General features: G+C 65.2%; 9 protein-coding genes and 1 pseudogene. 1 reads left to right on the top strand and 9 read right to left on the bottom strand.

The annotated features are described in order from the left end of the window. Positions 1-5: 5 nt before the first annotated feature. A pseudogene (locus SHTP_RS10330) lies at positions 6-6,368 on the bottom strand (type I polyketide synthase). Positions 6,369-6,608: 240 nt separating this feature from the next. Between SHTP_RS10330 and SHTP_RS10325 the strand changes: the two are divergent. After that, positions 6,609-7,811, top strand: a complete 1,203-nt coding sequence (locus SHTP_RS10325) for an ISAs1-like element IS2404/ISMul1 family transposase (protein ID WP_420872986.1) — start codon at positions 6,609-6,611, stop codon at positions 7,809-7,811. Between the two features lie 67 nt (positions 7,812-7,878). On the opposite strand, the gene SHTP_RS10320 is transcribed toward SHTP_RS10325, so the two are convergent. The 8 genes from SHTP_RS10320 to argJ all read right to left on the bottom strand — a co-directional run bounded on the left by SHTP_RS10320 (position 7,879) and on the right by argJ (position 16,510). Next, a complete protein-coding gene (locus tag SHTP_RS10320; protein ID WP_096370529.1) occupies positions 7,879-8,940 on the bottom strand; it encodes a type III polyketide synthase in 1,062 nt (353 codons plus the stop codon). Positions 8,941-9,043: 103 nt separating this feature from the next. Beyond that, on the bottom strand, positions 9,044-10,456 hold the full coding sequence (argH, locus tag SHTP_RS10315) for an argininosuccinate lyase (RefSeq protein ID WP_096370528.1): 1,413 nt from the start codon (positions 10,454-10,456) through the stop codon (positions 9,044-9,046). Positions 10,457-10,565: 109 nt separating this feature from the next. Further along, a complete protein-coding gene (locus SHTP_RS10310) occupies positions 10,566-11,762 on the bottom strand; it encodes an argininosuccinate synthase (protein ID WP_096370527.1) in 1,197 nt (398 codons plus the stop codon). Between the two features lie 48 nt (positions 11,763-11,810). Beyond that, a complete protein-coding gene (locus tag SHTP_RS10305) occupies positions 11,811-12,311 on the bottom strand; it encodes an arginine repressor (RefSeq protein WP_011739767.1) in 501 nt (166 codons plus the stop codon). Further along, the gene (gene argF, locus SHTP_RS10300; RefSeq protein ID WP_096370526.1) at positions 12,308-13,234 is read right to left on the bottom strand and encodes an ornithine carbamoyltransferase; all 927 of its coding nucleotides are present in this window, start codon (positions 13,232-13,234) and stop codon (positions 12,308-12,310) included. Before argF ends, SHTP_RS10305 begins: the two co-directional genes overlap by 4 nt. Further along, the gene (locus SHTP_RS10295) at positions 13,231-14,421 is read right to left on the bottom strand and encodes an acetylornithine transaminase (RefSeq protein ID WP_096370525.1); all 1,191 of its coding nucleotides are present in this window, start codon (positions 14,419-14,421) and stop codon (positions 13,231-13,233) included. Before SHTP_RS10295 ends, argF begins: the two co-directional genes overlap by 4 nt. Then, a complete protein-coding gene (gene argB / locus SHTP_RS10290; RefSeq protein WP_096370524.1) occupies positions 14,418-15,299 on the bottom strand; it encodes an acetylglutamate kinase in 882 nt (293 codons plus the stop codon). The genes SHTP_RS10295 and argB overlap by 4 nt, the downstream gene beginning before the upstream one ends. Further along, complete coding sequence (gene argJ / locus SHTP_RS10285; RefSeq protein ID WP_096370523.1) at positions 15,296-16,510, bottom strand: bifunctional glutamate N-acetyltransferase/amino-acid acetyltransferase ArgJ; 1,215 nt, start codon at positions 16,508-16,510, stop codon at positions 15,296-15,298. Before argJ ends, argB begins: the two co-directional genes overlap by 4 nt. Positions 16,511-16,566 lie beyond the last annotated feature (56 nt).

Here is a 16,566-nt window from a genome sequence, read left to right as displayed (position 1 = left end):
AGGCTTCAGGAGCCGAGTTCTTCGTCGAGAATGGCGAAGAGCTGGCTTTCGCTGGCAGTGGTGATGTCGTCATCGACGAACAGGTCGGCCAGGATGTCGTGTAGGCGGCCGGACAACTTGCCCTTGTCCTCGTGGGTCCAGTCGGGTCGGTTGATCAGCTTGTCGAGTTCGCGGGCGAGGTCGTCGAATCGGCGCATCAGATCGGGTTGCGCCGTGGCGGTGGCCAAACGGATGCCGAGATGTTCGGCCAGGGCTGCGGGGCTTGGATAGTCGAAGATCAGCGTGGGCGAAAGAGTCAACCCGGTCGCGGTTTTGAGCCGGTTGCGCAGCTCGACGGCCGTCAGTGAGTCAAAACCCAACTCCTGGAAGGCGCGGTGGGCGTTGATGTCGGCGGTGCTGGAGCGCCCCAGCACGGTAGCGGCGTTGCTGCACACGACATCGACGAGTTCGCGTTGACGCTGCTCGGCACTGAGCCCGTGCAGTCTGGCCACCAGGCCCGTTGCCGCCGCGATGTTATCGCCGGCATCGGCGTCGCTGATCACTCGTCTCTTGGGGCGAGCGGCCAACTCGCCCAACAGCGGCGGTAGTGCAGCGCTGTTGGACTTGAGCGCGTTGGCGTCCAGCCGGGTGGCCACCACAACGGCGCGGTCGGCCACCACCGCGGCGTCGAAAAGCTCGAGGGCATGTTCGGTTGACAACGTTGCCAGCCCCACCCGGCTCATGCGCGCTTTGTCGCGCTCACCAAGATGGCGAGTCATCGCGCTGGCTTGTTCCCAAAGGCCCCAAGCCACCGACACACCCGGCAGGCCGAGCGCGCGCCGGTGAACGGCCAGCCCGTCCAGGAAGCTGTTGGCCGCCGCATAGTTACCTTGTCCGGCGGTGCCGATGATCCCGGCCATCGAGGAGAACAGCACAAAGGCCGACAAGTTGAGGCCGCGGGTCAGCTCATGCAGATTCCAGGCGCCGTCGATCTTGGCCCGCAGCACCGTATCGACCCGCTGCGGGGTCAGTGAAGCGATCAACCCGTCGTCGAGCACTCCCGCCGCGTGAATCACGCCCCGCAGCCGATAGCGTGCCGGCACTTGCGCTAGTAGCTCCGCGACCGCGTCCCGATCGGAGACATCGCAAGCCACCACCGCCGCCTCTGCTCCGGCATCCTGCAATTGGCCGAGCAGCTCGCTGGTCCCTTCGGCCTGCGCGCCGGACCGACTGACCAGGATGACGTTGGCCACCCGATGACGGGACACAACATGGCGGGCCAAGGCCGTCCCGGCCATGCCCGTCCCGCCGGTGATGATCACCGTGCCTCCGGCCAGGGCACCAGCGGGTACCGCACCGGTTTCGTCGGGAAGTGTCAACACCACCTTGCCGATGTGACGAGCCTGGCTGACAAAGCGATACGCCTGCCGAGCCAGCCGCACGTCGAAAGTCTTGATCGGCAACGGTGTCAGGGTTTCGGCGCAAAGCAGTCGGCTCAGCTCGGCCAGCATCCGCGCGATCAGGTCCGGGCCGGCCTCGATGAGATCAAATGCCCGATACCCAACGCCGCGATGCTGTTCGGCCATCGTCTGTGGGTCACGAAGATCGGTCTTACCCATCTCGATGAAGCGACCGCCGGGGACCAACAGCCGAAGCGATGCGTCGACAAATTCGCCGGCCAGCGAGTTGAGCACCGCGTCCACTCCGGCTCCACCGGTGCCGGCACGGAACTTCTCTTCGAACTCCAGAGTGCGCGAGTTGGCGATGTGGTCATCATCAAAACCCATTGCCCGCAACGTATCCCATTTTCCTGGGCTAGCCGTTGCGAACACTTCCAGACCCCAAAGCTGAGCCAGCTGCACCGCGGCCATGCCCACCCCGCCGGTGGCCGCGTGCACCAACAGCTTCTGCCCAGACCGCACCTCGGCCAGGACACGCAAGCCGTAGAACGCCGTCAAGAACACCACCGGGACACTGGCGGCCGTCTGCAGCGACCAGCCCGGCGGAACTGCGGTCACCAAGCGGTGATCCACCACCGCCTCGGACCCCACCACGCCGAGCAGCCCCATGACCGCATCGCCGACGACCACCCCGGAAACGCCGGGCCCGACCTCGGTGACAATCCCGGCGCCCTCAACCCCTAGCTCGCCTCCACCGGGATACATACCCAACGCCACCAGCACATCCCGGAAATTGACGCCCACGGCGGCCACTGCGACCCGCAGCTGTCCGGTCATCAGCCCCGACGGCGCACAGCCGCCCACCTTCACGTCATCCAACGTGCCACCGCCGCCGGTGACCAATCGCCAATTCTCGCCCGGTGGCGGCAACCGCAGCAATGACTCGGCCGGCTTCAACCGCGCCTGGCAGGCCACGCCCGCACGCACCACCAGCTGCGGCTCACCGGAATTCAGCACCGCGCGCAGTTCGACCGAACCATCGGTATCGACCAGTACGACGCGACCAGGATGCTCGGCCTGCGCCGAACGCACCAGCCCCCACACCGCCGAACCCGCCAGATCGGTCACGTCTTCGTCCGCCAGTCCTACCGCGCCGTGCGTCACCCCCGCCAAGACCCCGGGTTGGTCGCTGGCCAGCCACGACTGCAATGCGCCCAACGCGCCATCGGTGGCCACATATGTCGACTCCACCGCACCCGCGGACAGCTCGACCTGGGAGGCCAAGTCCCACAACGTCAACGGTATATCGGCGGTGTCGTCGCCGGGCCTGCCCAGCGGTGACCACACGACCTCTAGCAAGCCACCGCCACCGGCCGTGCCCGCCGATGACGTCTGGTCGGACACCGGACGAAACGCTAGGTCCCGCACCGTCAAAACCGGCAGACCTGCCGAGTCGGCGAGTTCCATGGCGACCGAGCCGGACCGAGATTGCGCTATCCGGACTCGACAGCGCGAGGCTCCGGCAGCGTGCAACGACACCCCTTGCCACGCGAACGGCAACACCGTTTGGTTCTGCTCCGCGGTCAGCACCAACGCATGCAGTGCCGCATCGAGAAGCGCTGGGTGGATGCCGAAACCGCCGATCTGCGCGCCGGCGTCTTCGGGGAGGGCCACCTCAGCGAAGATTTCGCCCCCCGACTCCCACACGGCCTGCAGACCGCGAAACGCCGGACCGTATTCGTAGCCCCGGGCTGCCAGCCGATCGTACACACCGCCGAGGTCCAGCGCCGTCGCGCCCTCCGGTGGCCATGCCGTCAACTGCCCCACTGAAGCAACCGCCGCCGGCGCCAGTACGCCTTCGGCATGTAATGACCATTCCGAAAGTGACTGGTCGCCGCGGGAATACACTTCTACTGTCCGGCGATCCGACTGGTCGGCGGGGCCCACCACCACCTGTAGTTGCACTCCGCCGACGGTCGGCAGAACCAACGGCGCTGACAGGGTCAGTTCTTCCACTGCCGCGCATCCGGCCTCATCGCCGGCGCGGATCGCCAACTCGACAAAGCCCGCACCCGGGAACAACACCGTGCCGGCCACCGCATGACCCGCCAGCCATGGCTGCAATGCCACCGATAGCTGACCAGTCAAGACCACCCCACCCGAATCGGGTCGCTCCACCACCGCGCCCAGTAGGCCATGCGCGGCGCCGGCCTGCCCCAGACCGCCCACGTCGGTACGATCGGCATCGAGCTGCCCCAGCCAGAAGCGGCGATGCTGGAACCCGTAGGTGGGCAGGGCCACCCGGCGGCCGGCGCCGATGATCGAGGCCCAGTCCACCCGCACCCCCGCGACATGGGCTTGAGCGACCGATAGCCAGAATCTTTGCAGCCCGCCGTCGTCGCGCCCCAGCGATGGAATGACGATCGCTTCGCCGGAGTCTTGCTGGCCAGCCAGGGTTTCTTCGATGCCGGCCATCAAAACCGGGTGCGGGCTGGACTCGATGAAGACTTGGCACCCGCTGTTGAAGGCGGTACGGATAGCCCGTTCGAACTGCACCGTCTGGCGGATGCTGCGATACCAGTAGTCGGCGTCCAAGCCCGCGGTATCGGTGAATTCGCCGGTGACCGTGGAGATGAAGGCCGTCGATGTCGATTGGGGCGCGATACCGTTCAGCGCCTCGGACAACTCGGCACGGATCGCCTCCACCTGAGCGGAATGGGACGCGTAGTCGACGTCGATTCTGCGGGCCCGAATATCGTCCGCCTCACAGCGCCCAATCAGGGCATCGAGAGCATCCACCTCGCCGGACACCACGATCGCTGAAACGCCGTTTACCGCAGCAATACTCAAGCGGTCGCTCCACGACGCCACTAGCTGGCGGGCGCGTTCCAGTCCGCACGCGAGCGACACCATCCCGCCGGCACCGGAGAGCTGCACCAGCAGCTGGCTGCGCCGCGCGACCACCCGCGCCGCATCCTCGAGGGACAGTGCCCCCGCCACGTAGGCGGCCGCAATCTCGCCTTGCGAATGGCCAATCACCGCGTCGGGAAGCACCCCTGCGGAACGCCATAATTCGGCGAGCGACACCATGATCGCCCACGACACCGGCTGCACGACGTCCACCCGATTCAGCCCCGGAGCACCCGGCACCGCCCGCACAACATCGAGCAGCGACCAGGACACGTACTCGGCAAGAGCCTTCTCGCACCGATGCATCTGATCGGCGAACACCGTCGAGGTGTCCAGCAGATCGACGCCCATCCCGACCCACTGCGACCCCTGGCCGGGAAACACGAACACCGTCTTGCCTACTGGCTGGGCACGACCCACGACAACACCGGCGCCTGGCTCACCGTCGACAAAGCCCGCGAGCCCCTGAATCAGCTGCGTCCGGTCGGCGCCCACCACCACCGCCCGATGTTCGAACACCGACCTGGTGGTAGCCAACGACCAGCCCACATCGGCTACATCGAGATCCGGGCGATCACTCACCCACTGCGCCAGGCGCCGTGCCTGGTTGACTAACGCCGGAGCTGACCGCGCAGCCAGTATCCACGGGGTGAGATCGGTTCTGTGCTGTGCGGCAACCTCTTCTGCTGCCGGCGCCTGCTCGAGAATGACGTGAGCGTTGGTGCCGCTGATCCCGAACGAAGATATCCCTGCCCTACGCGCACGCCCGGTTTCCGGCCACGGACGCGCCTCGGCCAGCAACGACACCGACCCCGCTGACCAGTCCACATGCGGCGTCGGCACATCCACATGCAGCGTCTGGGGCAGCACCCCATGCTGCATCGCCAGCGTCATCTTGATGACTCCGGCTACCCCGGCCGCGGCAGAGGTATGCCCCATGTTCGATTTGATCGAGCCCAGCCACAGGGGCTCTTTGCCGGGCCCGGTACGGTCCTGCCCATAGGTGGCCAAAATCGCCTGGGCCTCAATGGGATCGCCCAAGGTGGTCCCGGTGCCGTGGCCTTCGACCACATCCACATCGGCCACGCCCAGCCGGGCACTGGCCAACGCCGCGCGAATCACTCGCTGCTGTGAGGGCCCATTCGGGGTCGCGAGCCCGTTGGAGGCACCATCCTGGTTGACCGCCGAACCCCGCACCACGGCCAACACCGGATGTCCCAACCGCTGTGCATCGGTCAGCCGCTCCAGCACCAGCGCCCCGGCGCCCTCGGAGAACGCGGTCCCGTCGGCGGCACCCGCGTACGCCTTGCACCGCCCGTCGGCCGATAGCGCCCGTTGCCGGCTGAATTCGATGAACATCGCCGGGGTGGCCATCACGGGTACCCCACCCACCAGGGCCAAATCGCACTCTCACGACCGCAGTGACTGCACCGCCAGGTGCAAGGCGACCAGTGAGGACGAACACGCGGTATCCACCGACACCGCCGGGCCCTCCAACCCCAGCACATAGGCCACTCGGCCCGACGCCACACTCAACGTCGACCCGCGCAGCCCATATCTCTCGAGGTCGCCGGGCACCCGGCCCTGTCCCCCATACGAGCCGTGGAAGACCCCGACGAACACACCGGTCGGCGATCCGCGCAACGTGGTCGGGTCGATTCCGGTGCGCTCCAACGCCTCCCAGGACACTTCCAGCAACAGTCGCTGCTGGGGATCCATCGCCATCACTTCGCTGGGCGCTATCCCGAAGAATTCGGCGTCAAAACCAGCGACGTCGGTCAGGAATCCACCGCTGCGCGTGTATGACTTACCCACCGCGTCCGGATCGGGGTCGAACAGACTCGCCCCATCCCAGCCGCGATCCGTCGGGAAATCCGACACCACGTCACGTCCGGCGGCCACCATCTCCCACAAGCCCTCGGGAGTCGCGATGCCACCCGGGTAACGACATCCCATCCCGACCACCGCGACGGGCTCTGTGGCTTGGGCAAGGTGGTCACGGTTTTCCCGCTTGAGCCGCTCGTTCAATTTGAGTGTCTTGCGCAGTGCCGTGATGAGTTCGTCTGGGGTGCTGTCCATACAACGCGCCTTTCCAGCTACTCAGCGAATCGGCGCGAGGGGCGCGCGGCGGCTGGCGTTGTTCCTTTCCGGCTCCTGGCCAAGCACCGGTAGCCCCCAGGGCTCCGGCGTTGTTGATTAGCAGGCTTGTGAGCTGGGTTGATGATCTTTGGTGCCGCGCTATTGGGGCCGGAGTGTAGGCACGGGCTATCTGGAGAACGATCGAGTTGGTTACTGTTCGTCGTTGGTCTGGAGTTGCCCGTGCCTACCGTTTCAGTATTGCCTGTGTCGTCGGTTCCAGAGGTGTTCGACCGCTGGAGTCCTGGTGGGCGCAGCGAGCTCATCGGATCGGAGTTTTTCGATGTGTTGGCCTCGGTGCCAGACCCGAGGGACCCACGCGGTCGGAGGTATTCGCTGATGGCTTTGTTGGCGATCGCGGTTCTGGCCACTGCCGCGGGGATGCGCGGCTATGCTGGTTTTGCCACATGGGCGGCCACCGCTCCCGATGATGTGTTGGCCCAATTAGGGGTCCGGTTCCGGCGGCCCAGTGAGAAGACCTTCCGCGCTGTTTTGTCTCGGCTAGACCCCGCCGACCTCAACGCCAGGATGGGCAGTTACTTCACTGCACACGTGGCCAGCAGCGACCCCAGTGGATTGGTGCCGATCGCGTTGGACGGCAAGATGCTGCGTGGTGCTTTACGCGCCAAAGCGACAGCCACGCATCTCGTGTCGGTGTTCGCCCACCGTGCCCGATTGGTGCTCGGTCAACTCGCTGTCGCCGAGAAAAGCAATGAAATTCCCTGCGTACGTGCCCTGCTCACGCTGCTGCCGGGTAGCTTGCGGTGGCTGGTCACCGTGGATGCGATGCATACCCAGGTCGTCACCGCGAAGTTGATCTGCGCCACCTTGAAGTCGCACTACCTGATGATCGTCAAGTCCAACCAAGCCAAAATACTTGCGCGTATCACCGCGCTGCCCTGGGCCGAGGTGCCCGCAGCCGCTACCGACGACTCCCGCGGCCACGGCCGTGTCGAGACCCGCACCCTGCAAATCATCACCGCTGCACGAGGAATCGGCTTCCCCTACGCAAAACAAATCATCCGGATCACTCGTGAACGCTTGATCACCGCCACCGACCAGCGCAGCGTGGAGGTGGTCTATGCCATCTGCAGCCTGCCGTTCGAGCACGCCCGCCCTACCGCGATCATGACCTGGATGCGTCAACACTGGGGAATCGAGAACAGCCTGCACTGGATACGCGACGTCACCTTCGACGAAGACCGTCAAAGGGCACATACCGGAAACGGCGCACAGGTCCTAGCAACGCTACGCAACACCGCGATCAATCTGCACCGCCTCAACGGCGCCGACAACATCGCCGAAGCCTGCCGGATCACCGCTTTGACCGCCAACCGCCGCCTAGACCTCCTCAATCCACAATTCCCCAGCTCACAAGCCTGCTAATCAACAACGCCGGAGCCCTGCGGTAGCCCCGTCCTAGATCCCCGATCGAGCAGAAATTCACGTTTGTTCAGCGCCAACGCAGCAGTACTAGTTCGGAACAGAACCCAGGGCCCATCGCCATCATCAGGCCGGGACTCCCGCTGGGCGGCGGTTTGGCAATGGTGTCCCGCAGCACATGCAACACCGATGCCGACGAAAGATTGCCGATCTCGCCGAGCGAACGCCAGGTCAGCTCCAGCGCCTCCGGAGGCAGGCTGAGGCTCTCGGTGATCGCGTTGATGATCTTGGGGCCACCGGGATGGGTGACCCAGGCGCCGATGTCGGTGACGCTGAGGCCGTGGCCGGCCAGGAAGGTGGTGACGTCCTCGACCACATATTCCTCGACCACATCCGCGATGTCCTTGGACAGCACCAGCTCGAACCCGGCGGAGCCCACGTCGTAGCCCATGGTGCGCAACGAATCGGGATACAGGTGGCTGCACGAATCCAGGATGTCGGGTCCGCTGGCGCCAACCTCTTCGGCCCGTCCGTCTCCGACCGCCACCACCGCGGCGGCACCGTCTGCAAACAGTGCACTGCCGACCAGACCCGCAGCCGAAGGCTTGTATCCCGGGAAAGTCAGTGAACACAGCTCGACGGAGATCAAGGCGGCGATGCCGTTGGGAGCACCGCGCAGATAGTCGTGGAGACGGGCCACACCGGCGGCACCGGCCACACATCCCAGCCCGAACAGCGGTACCCGTCGCACGTCCGGCCGCAGTCCAACGCGTCCGGCGATGCGGGCATCCAACGATGGCACCGCCAGGCCGGTGACCGTGGTGGTGATGAGGACATCGAGGTCTTCGGGCTGCAGGCCGGCCTCGTCGAGTGCCCCCATCAAGGCTTCGACGCCGAGGTCCACGGCCTTGTCGATGAAAATCCCATTGGCCTCGCCGAAGTCATTCAGCTTGGGGTACGTCTCCAGCGGCAGCACCAAATGGCGGCTGTTGACCTTTGCGTTTGCGTGTAGCTGCCGGACGAGTTCTTCGTAGCCCTCAAAGTCCGGGATGTTGACGAACGTCTCGGTGAGTTCGCGCTGACTGTAGCGATGCGGGGGCAACGCACCAAACACACCTGCGATGACGCTCATCGGTCCCACCCCTTCAACACGAACATCAACGCCGAAACGTTCAATGCATTCCCTAGAACACGAAGTTTAGTTCGCGATCGAGGGCCGCAGCGGCAAAATCCGCTCAGCGCATCAGCTCATGGCCCAGCCGAGCAGTGATTTCCCGCACAATTTGAAGCTGCTCGGCGACCCGCTTAGGCGCCGTGCCTCCGCGAGAATCACGTGCGGACACCGAACCCTCAATCGTCAATACGTCGCGTACCTGCGGTGTCAGCTCCGGGCTGATGGCGGCAAGTTCGTCGTCGGTCAACTCCTCGAGGCCGACGCTGCGTTCCTCGGCGGTGCGCACGGCGGCACCGGCGGCCTCATGCGCGGACCTAAAGGGGACGCCTTGTCGTACCAACCACTCTGCGACATCGGTGGCCAACGTGTAGCCCGCAGGCGCCAGCGCGGCCATCCGCTCGACATCGAAGGTCAGGCTCCCCACCAGGCCCGCCATCGCCGGCAGCAGCAGCTCGAGCTGAACCACCGAGTCAAACACCGGCTCCTTGTCTTCCTGCAGGTCGCGGTTGTAGGCCAGGGGCTGGGATTTCAGGGTCGCCAGCAACCCGGTGAGGTTGCCGATCAGCCGCCCGGACTTGCCGCGGGCCAGCTCCGCGATATCCGGGTTTTTCTTCTGCGGCATGATCGAGCTGCCGGTGGACCACGAGTCGTGCAAGGTGACATAGCCGAACTCGGTCGAGCTCCAGATGATGATGTCCTCGGCCAGCCGGGACAGGTCGACGGCGATCATGGCGAATACGAACGCCGCCTCGGCCGCGAAATCGCGCGAGGCGGTCGCATCGACGGAGTTGTCGGCGGCGGTGGTGAAACCCAGATCCGCCGCGATCGCATCGGGGTCCAAGCCGAGCGAGGATCCGGCCAGCGCACCCGAGCCGTATGGGGAAACCGCCGCTCGTTTGTCGAAGTCCACGATCCGCTCCACGTCGCGCAGCAGCGGATGGGCGTGGGCGAGCAGATGGTGCGCCAGCAAGATGGGTTGGGCGGACTGCAGGTGCGTCTTGCCGGGCATGATGGCCGTCGGGTGCGCGGCCGCCTGATCGCCGAGCGCCGCCACCACCTCGAGTACACCCGTGGCCACCCGGCGCACCGCGTCGCGCAGCCACATCCGGAACAGGGTGGCGACTTGATCGTTGCGGGATCGGCCGGCCCGCAGGCGGCCGCCGAGGTCCGGGCCGACCCGCTCGATCAATCCGCGTTCCAGCGCGGCATGCACGTCCTCATCGGAGACCAGGGGGCCGAAGCTGCCGTCGGCGACGTCGCTGGCCAGGCTGTCCAGGCCAGCCAATAGACCGTCGCGCTGCTCCTCGGTGAGCAGCCCAGCGCGGAAGAGCACCACAGCGTGGGCCCGCGATGCGGTGACGTCGTAGGGGGCCAGGGCCCAGTCGAAATGGGTGGATTTGCTCAGCGCCGCCAGCGCGTCGGAAGGCCCGCCGGCGAACCGCCCACCCCACAGCGATCCCTGATTGGTACTCACTTTTCCTCCGCGAGCTTTTCCTCCGCGAGCTTTTCCTCCGCGAGCAGACACAGAATCGCACCAACGCGCCGGTGCATCTGCGATTTCGCGTCTGCTCGGCAGTAGCGGCTCACTGCAGATCCCGGCGGGCGGAGAGTTTGGACGACAAGCCGTGCACGTAGACGAACCCCTTGGCAGCCGACTGGTCGAAGGTGTCGCCCTCGTCGTAGGTGGCCAGGTTGAAGTCGTAGAGCGACTCCGCGCTGCGCCGGCCGTTGACGGCGATGTGACCGCCGTGCAACACCAGCCGGATCTCACCAGACACGTGCTCCTGGGTCTTGGCGACAAAGCTCTCCAGCGCGGTCTTCAACGGCGAATACCACAGTCCGTCGTACACCAGCTCGGCCCAGCGCTGATCGGTGTGCCGCTTGAATCGGGCCAGCTCACGCTCGAGGGTGACGTGCTCGAGCTCGGCGTGGGCCGTGATGAGCACCATGGCCCCGGGCGCCTCGTAGATCTCCCGGCTCTTGATGCCCACCAAGCGGTCCTCGACGACATCGAGGCGCCCGACACCCTGGGCCCCGGCCCGGCGGTTGAGCTCCTCGATGGCCTGCAGCATCGTGACCGCGTTGCCGTCGATCGACACCGGCATGCCGCGTTCGAAGCCGACGATCACCTCATCGGGGGTGTTCCAGTTGACGGTCGGATCTTCGGTGTAGGAGTAGACGTCCTTGGTGGGCGCGTTCCACAGGTGCTCGAGGAAGCCGGTTTCGACAGCTCGGCCCCACACGTTTTGGTCGATCGAGAACGGCGAGCGCTTGGTGACGTTGATCGGGATCGCGTTCTCTTCGGCGAATGCGATCGCCTTCTCCCGGGTCCAGGCGTAGTCGCGAACCGGTGCCAACACCTCTAGATCGGGAGCCAGCGACGCGAACCCGACCTCAAATCGCACCTGGTCATTGCCCTTGCCCGTGCACCCGTGCGCGACGATCCCACCGCCGTGCTCGCGTGCCGCCTCCACCAGATGCTTGACGATCAGCGGCCGGCTGATGGCCGACACCAGCGGATAGCGGTCCATGTAGAGGGCATTGTTCAAGATGGTGGGCAGGCAGTAGCCCTCCGCGAACTCGTCGCGAGCATCCACCACGACCGCCTCGACGGCACCGCAATCGAGCGCTCGCTGACACACGACCTCCATGTCCTCGCCACCCTGGCCGAGGTCAATCGCAACAGCCACGACCTCACGGCCGGTCTCCTTGCCTATCCAGCTGATGGCCACCGAGGTGTCCAGACCGCCGGAATACGCCAGGATGACGCGTTCTGACATGAACCAACTCCTTCATTTCGCCGAACCGGCAGCAGTGTATTTCAGGTCCTACTTCAATTTTTCCAAGGCGATTGCCAACTCGGCCCCGGTCATCGGCTCACGAGCAGCCACGAACACAGTGTCATCGCCGGCAATGGTGCCGACCACGTACGGTAGCGCCGCACGATCGATTGCGCTGGCCAAGTAGTGCGCCCCGCCGGGCGGGGTGCGCAGCACCGCGAGGTTGGCGCTGGCATCGGAGGACACCAGCAGCTCACCCAACAGCCGCGCCAGCCGTCCGGTGCCCCCAGTCACCCCGCGCACCGGGCTACCGTCTTCTGGCACCACGTAGACACCCACCCCACCATCAGCGCCGCGCAGCTTCACCGCGCCGAGCTCTTCGAGATCACGAGACAACGTAGCCTGGGTCGCCTCGATCCCCTGGACCGCTAGCAACGCGGCCAATTCACTTTGACTGCTCACCGACTCCGTGGACAAAATCGCCACGATTCGGGCCTGCCGACCAGCGCGATTGACACTGATCTCGGGTGCTTGTTTGGCGCCGTTCATCGCCCCCGCTCCAACAACCACACCAGCAGCGCCTTCTGCGCATGCAGCCGATTCTCCGCCTCGTCCCACACCGCGCTGGCCGGACCGTCCATCACCTGGTCGGTGATCTCGTCGCCTCGATGCGCCGGAAGACAGTGCAGCACAACGACTTCGGAATCGGCCGCCGCCAGCAGCTGCTCGTTCACCTGGAATGGACGGAAGGGCTTGACGCGGTCGAGCCCGTCGTCTTCCTGGCCCATCGACGTCCAGGTATCGGTGACCAGGACATCGGCGCCGGCCGCGGCCACGTGGGCGTCAGCGGTGAGCCGCACCGAGGCACCGGTCGTCTCGGCACGCTGCTCCGCGGCGCCAACGACCGACGGGTCGGGGTGAAATCCGTCGGGAGCGGCAACTGTCACATGCATGCCCGCGGTGACCCCGCCCAACATCAGTGAATGCGCCATGTTGTTGGCGCCGTCACCAAAGTAGGACAACCGCAAGCCTTTCAAGGAGCCCCGACGTTCCGTGATGGTCTGCAAATCGGCCAGCACCTGGCAGGGGTGGAACTCGTCGGACAGCGCATTGACCACGGGCACCGTCGCGGTGGAAGCCATGGCCTGCAGGCGATCCTGGCCGAAGGTGCGCCAAACAATGGCATCAACAAAGCGAGACAACACTTTTGCGGTGTCGGGCAGGGTCTCCTCGCGGCCCAGCTGGGTGCTGCGACCGTCGACAACCACTGCATGCCCACCCAACTGGGCGATACCCATCTCAAAGGAGAAGCGGGTGCGGGTGGAATTCTTGTCGAAGATCACCGCCACTCCCCGCGGCCCGTCCAGGGGACGGCGGCTGAACGGTTCCCGCTTCAATTCGGCCGCCAGCTGCAGAACTTCGGCCTGCTCGGTAGGCGACAAGTCGTCATCACGCAGAAAGTGTCGGATCATGCTGATGCTCCCGCGTTGTCCAAGATTCCCGGCAGCGCGGCGACAAAGCCTTCGAGCTGGGGTTCGGTAATGACCAATGGTGGCGCGAGCCGGACAACGTTGGGCGCAGCGCCATTTACCAGGTAGCCGACTTCGCGCGCGGCCACCTCCGCCGCCTTGGCGTGCGGGCCTGCCAGCACAATGCCCAAGAGCAATCCGCGCCCGCGCACATGGTCGATCAACGGATGGCTCAACGACTCGACGCCCTGTTTGAATGTTTTGCCTAGCGTTTCGGCGCGGCGCACCAGACCTTCGGAGGCCACTACCCGCAGCACCGCCAACGCCGCCGCGGCACAAACCGGGTTGCCGCCGAACGTACTGCCGTGCAACCCCGGTGTCAGCAACTCCGCCGCTGGGCCAATGGCCAGACACGCCCCAATGGGCAATCCTCCCCCTAGCCCCTTGGCCAGTGTCACGACATCGGGAGTAATGCCGTCATGCTGGTGCGCGTAGAAGGCTCCGGTGCGGCCGATTCCGGTCTGCACCTCGTCGAGCACCAACAGCGCGCCGTGGCGTGCGGTGATCTCGCGAGCCGCCAGCAGGTAGCCCTCCGGCGGCACGACGACACCACTCTCCCCCATGATGGGCTCGAGGAACACGGCGGCAGTCTCGTCGTCGACGGCGGCGGCCAACGCGTCGATATCCCCATAGGGGACGTGAGTAACGTAGCCGGGCAACGGCTCGAACGGCGCTTGCTTGGCCGGCTGTCCGGTGAGCGCCAACGATCCCATCGTCCTGCCGTGAAAACCCTCTTGCGCAGCAACAAGTTTCGTACGACCGGTAAGCCGAGACAGCTTGAACGCAGCCTCGTTGGCCTCGGTCCCAGAGTTGCAGAAGAACACCCGCGCCGGCGCTTCAGCGCCCAGCAGCGTGACCAATTCTTCGGCGAGCGCGTTGGTGGGCTCGGTGGCATACAAGTTGGAGGTGTGGCCCAACGTCGACATCTGCTGAGTCACCGCCTCAATGACGGCGGGGTGGCGATGGCCGAGTATGTTGACCGCGATGCCGCCCAGCAGGTCGACGTAGTTCTTACCGTCGACGTCGGTAACTACCGCGCCTTCGCCACTGGCCAATGCCACGGGCGGGGTGCCGTAGTTGTTCATCATCACGGCTTCCCATCGGGCCCGCGTGTCTTCGGTATGCGTCATGCGGACACCACCTTGGTGCCGGTCCCCGCATTGGTGAACAGCTCGACCAGCACGCAATGTTCAACACGCCCGTCGATGACGTGCGCGCTGGGCACCCCACCGGTGACCGCCCGCAGACATGCTTCGACCTTGGGGATCATGCCCGCCTCCAGCCTGGGCAATAACTGTTCCAAAGCCGCCGTGTCGATTTCTCTGACCAATGAATCCCGGTCGGGCCAGCTGGTATAGAGGCCTTCCACATCGGTAAGCATCAGAAGTTTCTCGGCTCCAAGGGCTTCCGCGAGGGCGGCGGCGGCGGTGTCCGCGTTGATGTTGTGCACCACGCCTTCGGCGTCCGGAGCCAGTGTTGAAATGACCGGAATCCTATGTGCGGCGATGAGATCCATCAGCGCCACGGCATTGACATGGTCGATGTCACCGACCAGGCCGATGTCGGTAGCGACACCGTCGACGTTCACACTGCGCCGCACTGCGGTGAACAGCTGTGCGTCTTCACCGGTGACCCCCACCGCATAGGGCCCGTGCGCGTTGATCAAGTTGACCAATTCGCGACCGACCTGTCCGAACAACACCATCCGCGCCACGTCGAGGACTTCCGGTGTGGTGACCCGGAATCCGCCTTTGAAGTCACCCTCGATGCCGAGCTTGCCAAGCATGGCGGTGATCTGTGGCCCACCACCGTGCACCACCACCGGATGAATTCCGCAGTTTCGCAGGAAATCCATGTCGGCAGCGAATGCTTGCCGCAATGTGTCGTCGGTCATCGCGTTGCCGCCGTACTTGATAACGACAACCCTGCCGTGCAACTGCTTGAGCCAGGGCAACGCTTCGGCCAGCACTTGGGCCTTGGACTGGGTGGACAACGTTTCAATCGTCATGAGCTGTATGCCGAATTCTCTTCGACGTAGGCGTGGGACAGATCGGTGGTTCGGATTGCCGCGTGAGCATCGCCGACGCCAAGTTCGACGGTGACATAGGTATCGGTGGCCGAGAGGTCCACCTCACGCGCGCCCGGGGCACCAACGCCGTCGATGCAGACGGCAGAGCCATTGAATAGCACGCTGATTCGATTGGGGTCGAGGGTGATGGGGGCCATCCCGACCGCTGCCAGAACTCTCCCCCAGTTCGGGTCGGATCCGAACAGCGCGGTCTTGACCAAGCTGTCACGAGCGATCACCCGCGCGGCGATCAGTGCGTCCTCTTCTGTGGCGGCGCCCTTCACGGTGACGGTGACGCGCTTGGTGACGCCTTCGGCATCAGCCTGCAGTTGAGCACAGAGGTCATCGCAAACTCGTAGTACCGCCTCATCGAGATCTGCTTGCGACGGCGCTATTTCGCTGGCACCCGATGCCAGCAAGAGCACCGTGTCATTGGTCGAGCAGCTGCCGTCGATGTCGAGCCGGTCGAACGTACGCGCGGTTGCCCTACGCAGCGCCTGCTCGAGTGCCGCCGAACTCGCGACCGCGTCGGTGGTGAGCACACAAAGCATGGTCGCAAGCGAGGGGGCCAGCATGCCCGCTCCTTTGACCATCCCACCGACAGTCCATTTGCTCTGATGATGTAGCGCAACTTGTTTGGCGACGGTGTCAGTGGTCATGATGGCGTGGGCAGCGTCGTCGCCGCCGTGCAGGCCGCCATGCAGCTCATGCACGATGTGTTCGACACCGGCAAGCACCTTGTCCATCGGCAGGCGGTCGCCGATCAGCCCCGTCGAGCAGACCGCGACCTCAACTGCGCCGGTCTCTGTTCGCCAGTCCGACAACGCGGCCGCGACGGCCTCTGCCGTGGCGTGCGTGTCCTGGAAGCCGCCGGGGCCAGTACAGGCGTTTGCACCACCGGAATTGAGGATCACCGCACGTAGCTGCCCAGTCGTTAGCGCCTGCTGCGTCCATAACACCGGTGCGGCCTTGACCTGGTTCCGGGTGAACACGCCGGCGGCTGAGTAGTCGGGGCCTTCATTGAATACCAGCGCGAGGTCACGAGCACCCGACGCCTTGATCCCAGCCGCGATGCCTGCAGCCCGGAAACCCGCCGGGGCAGTAATGCCTTGACTACGCAACAGCCGCCCGGCGCTGACAACTTCAGTCATGTGTGTCACTCTCCCCGCTGCCAGGCGGTAGTCCTTGCTCCCGGTCACTCGGCAAC

The organism is Mycobacterium ulcerans subsp. shinshuense, from assembly GCF_002355775.1.
Classification (GTDB): Bacteria; Actinomycetota; Actinomycetes; order Mycobacteriales; family Mycobacteriaceae; genus Mycobacterium; species Mycobacterium marinum.
The sequence above is the reverse complement of the archived record's forward strand: the minus strand, read 5'-3'. Positions and strand labels throughout refer to the sequence as shown.

Coding starts and splice junctions, on each gene's coding strand:
- SHTP_RS10310 (WP_096370527.1), bottom strand. CDS start 11,762: ATGTCAGAACGCGTCATCCTGGCGTATTCCGGCGGTCTGGACACCTCG.
- SHTP_RS10295 (WP_096370525.1), bottom strand. CDS start 14,421: ATGACGCATACCGAAGACACGCGGGCCCGATGGGAAGCCGTGATGATG.
- SHTP_RS10320 (WP_096370529.1), bottom strand. CDS start 8,940: ATGAGCGTCATCGCAGGTGTGTTTGGTGCGTTGCCCCCGCATCGCTAC.
- argB (WP_096370524.1), bottom strand. CDS start 15,299: ATGACGATTGAAACGTTGTCCACCCAGTCCAAGGCCCAAGTGCTGGCC.
- argF (WP_096370526.1), bottom strand. CDS start 13,234: ATGATCCGACACTTTCTGCGTGATGACGACTTGTCGCCTACCGAGCAG.
- SHTP_RS10305 (WP_011739767.1), bottom strand. CDS start 12,311: ATGAACGGCGCCAAACAAGCACCCGAGATCAGTGTCAATCGCGCTGGT.
- argJ (WP_096370523.1), bottom strand. CDS start 16,510: ATGACTGAAGTTGTCAGCGCCGGGCGGCTGTTGCGTAGTCAAGGCATT.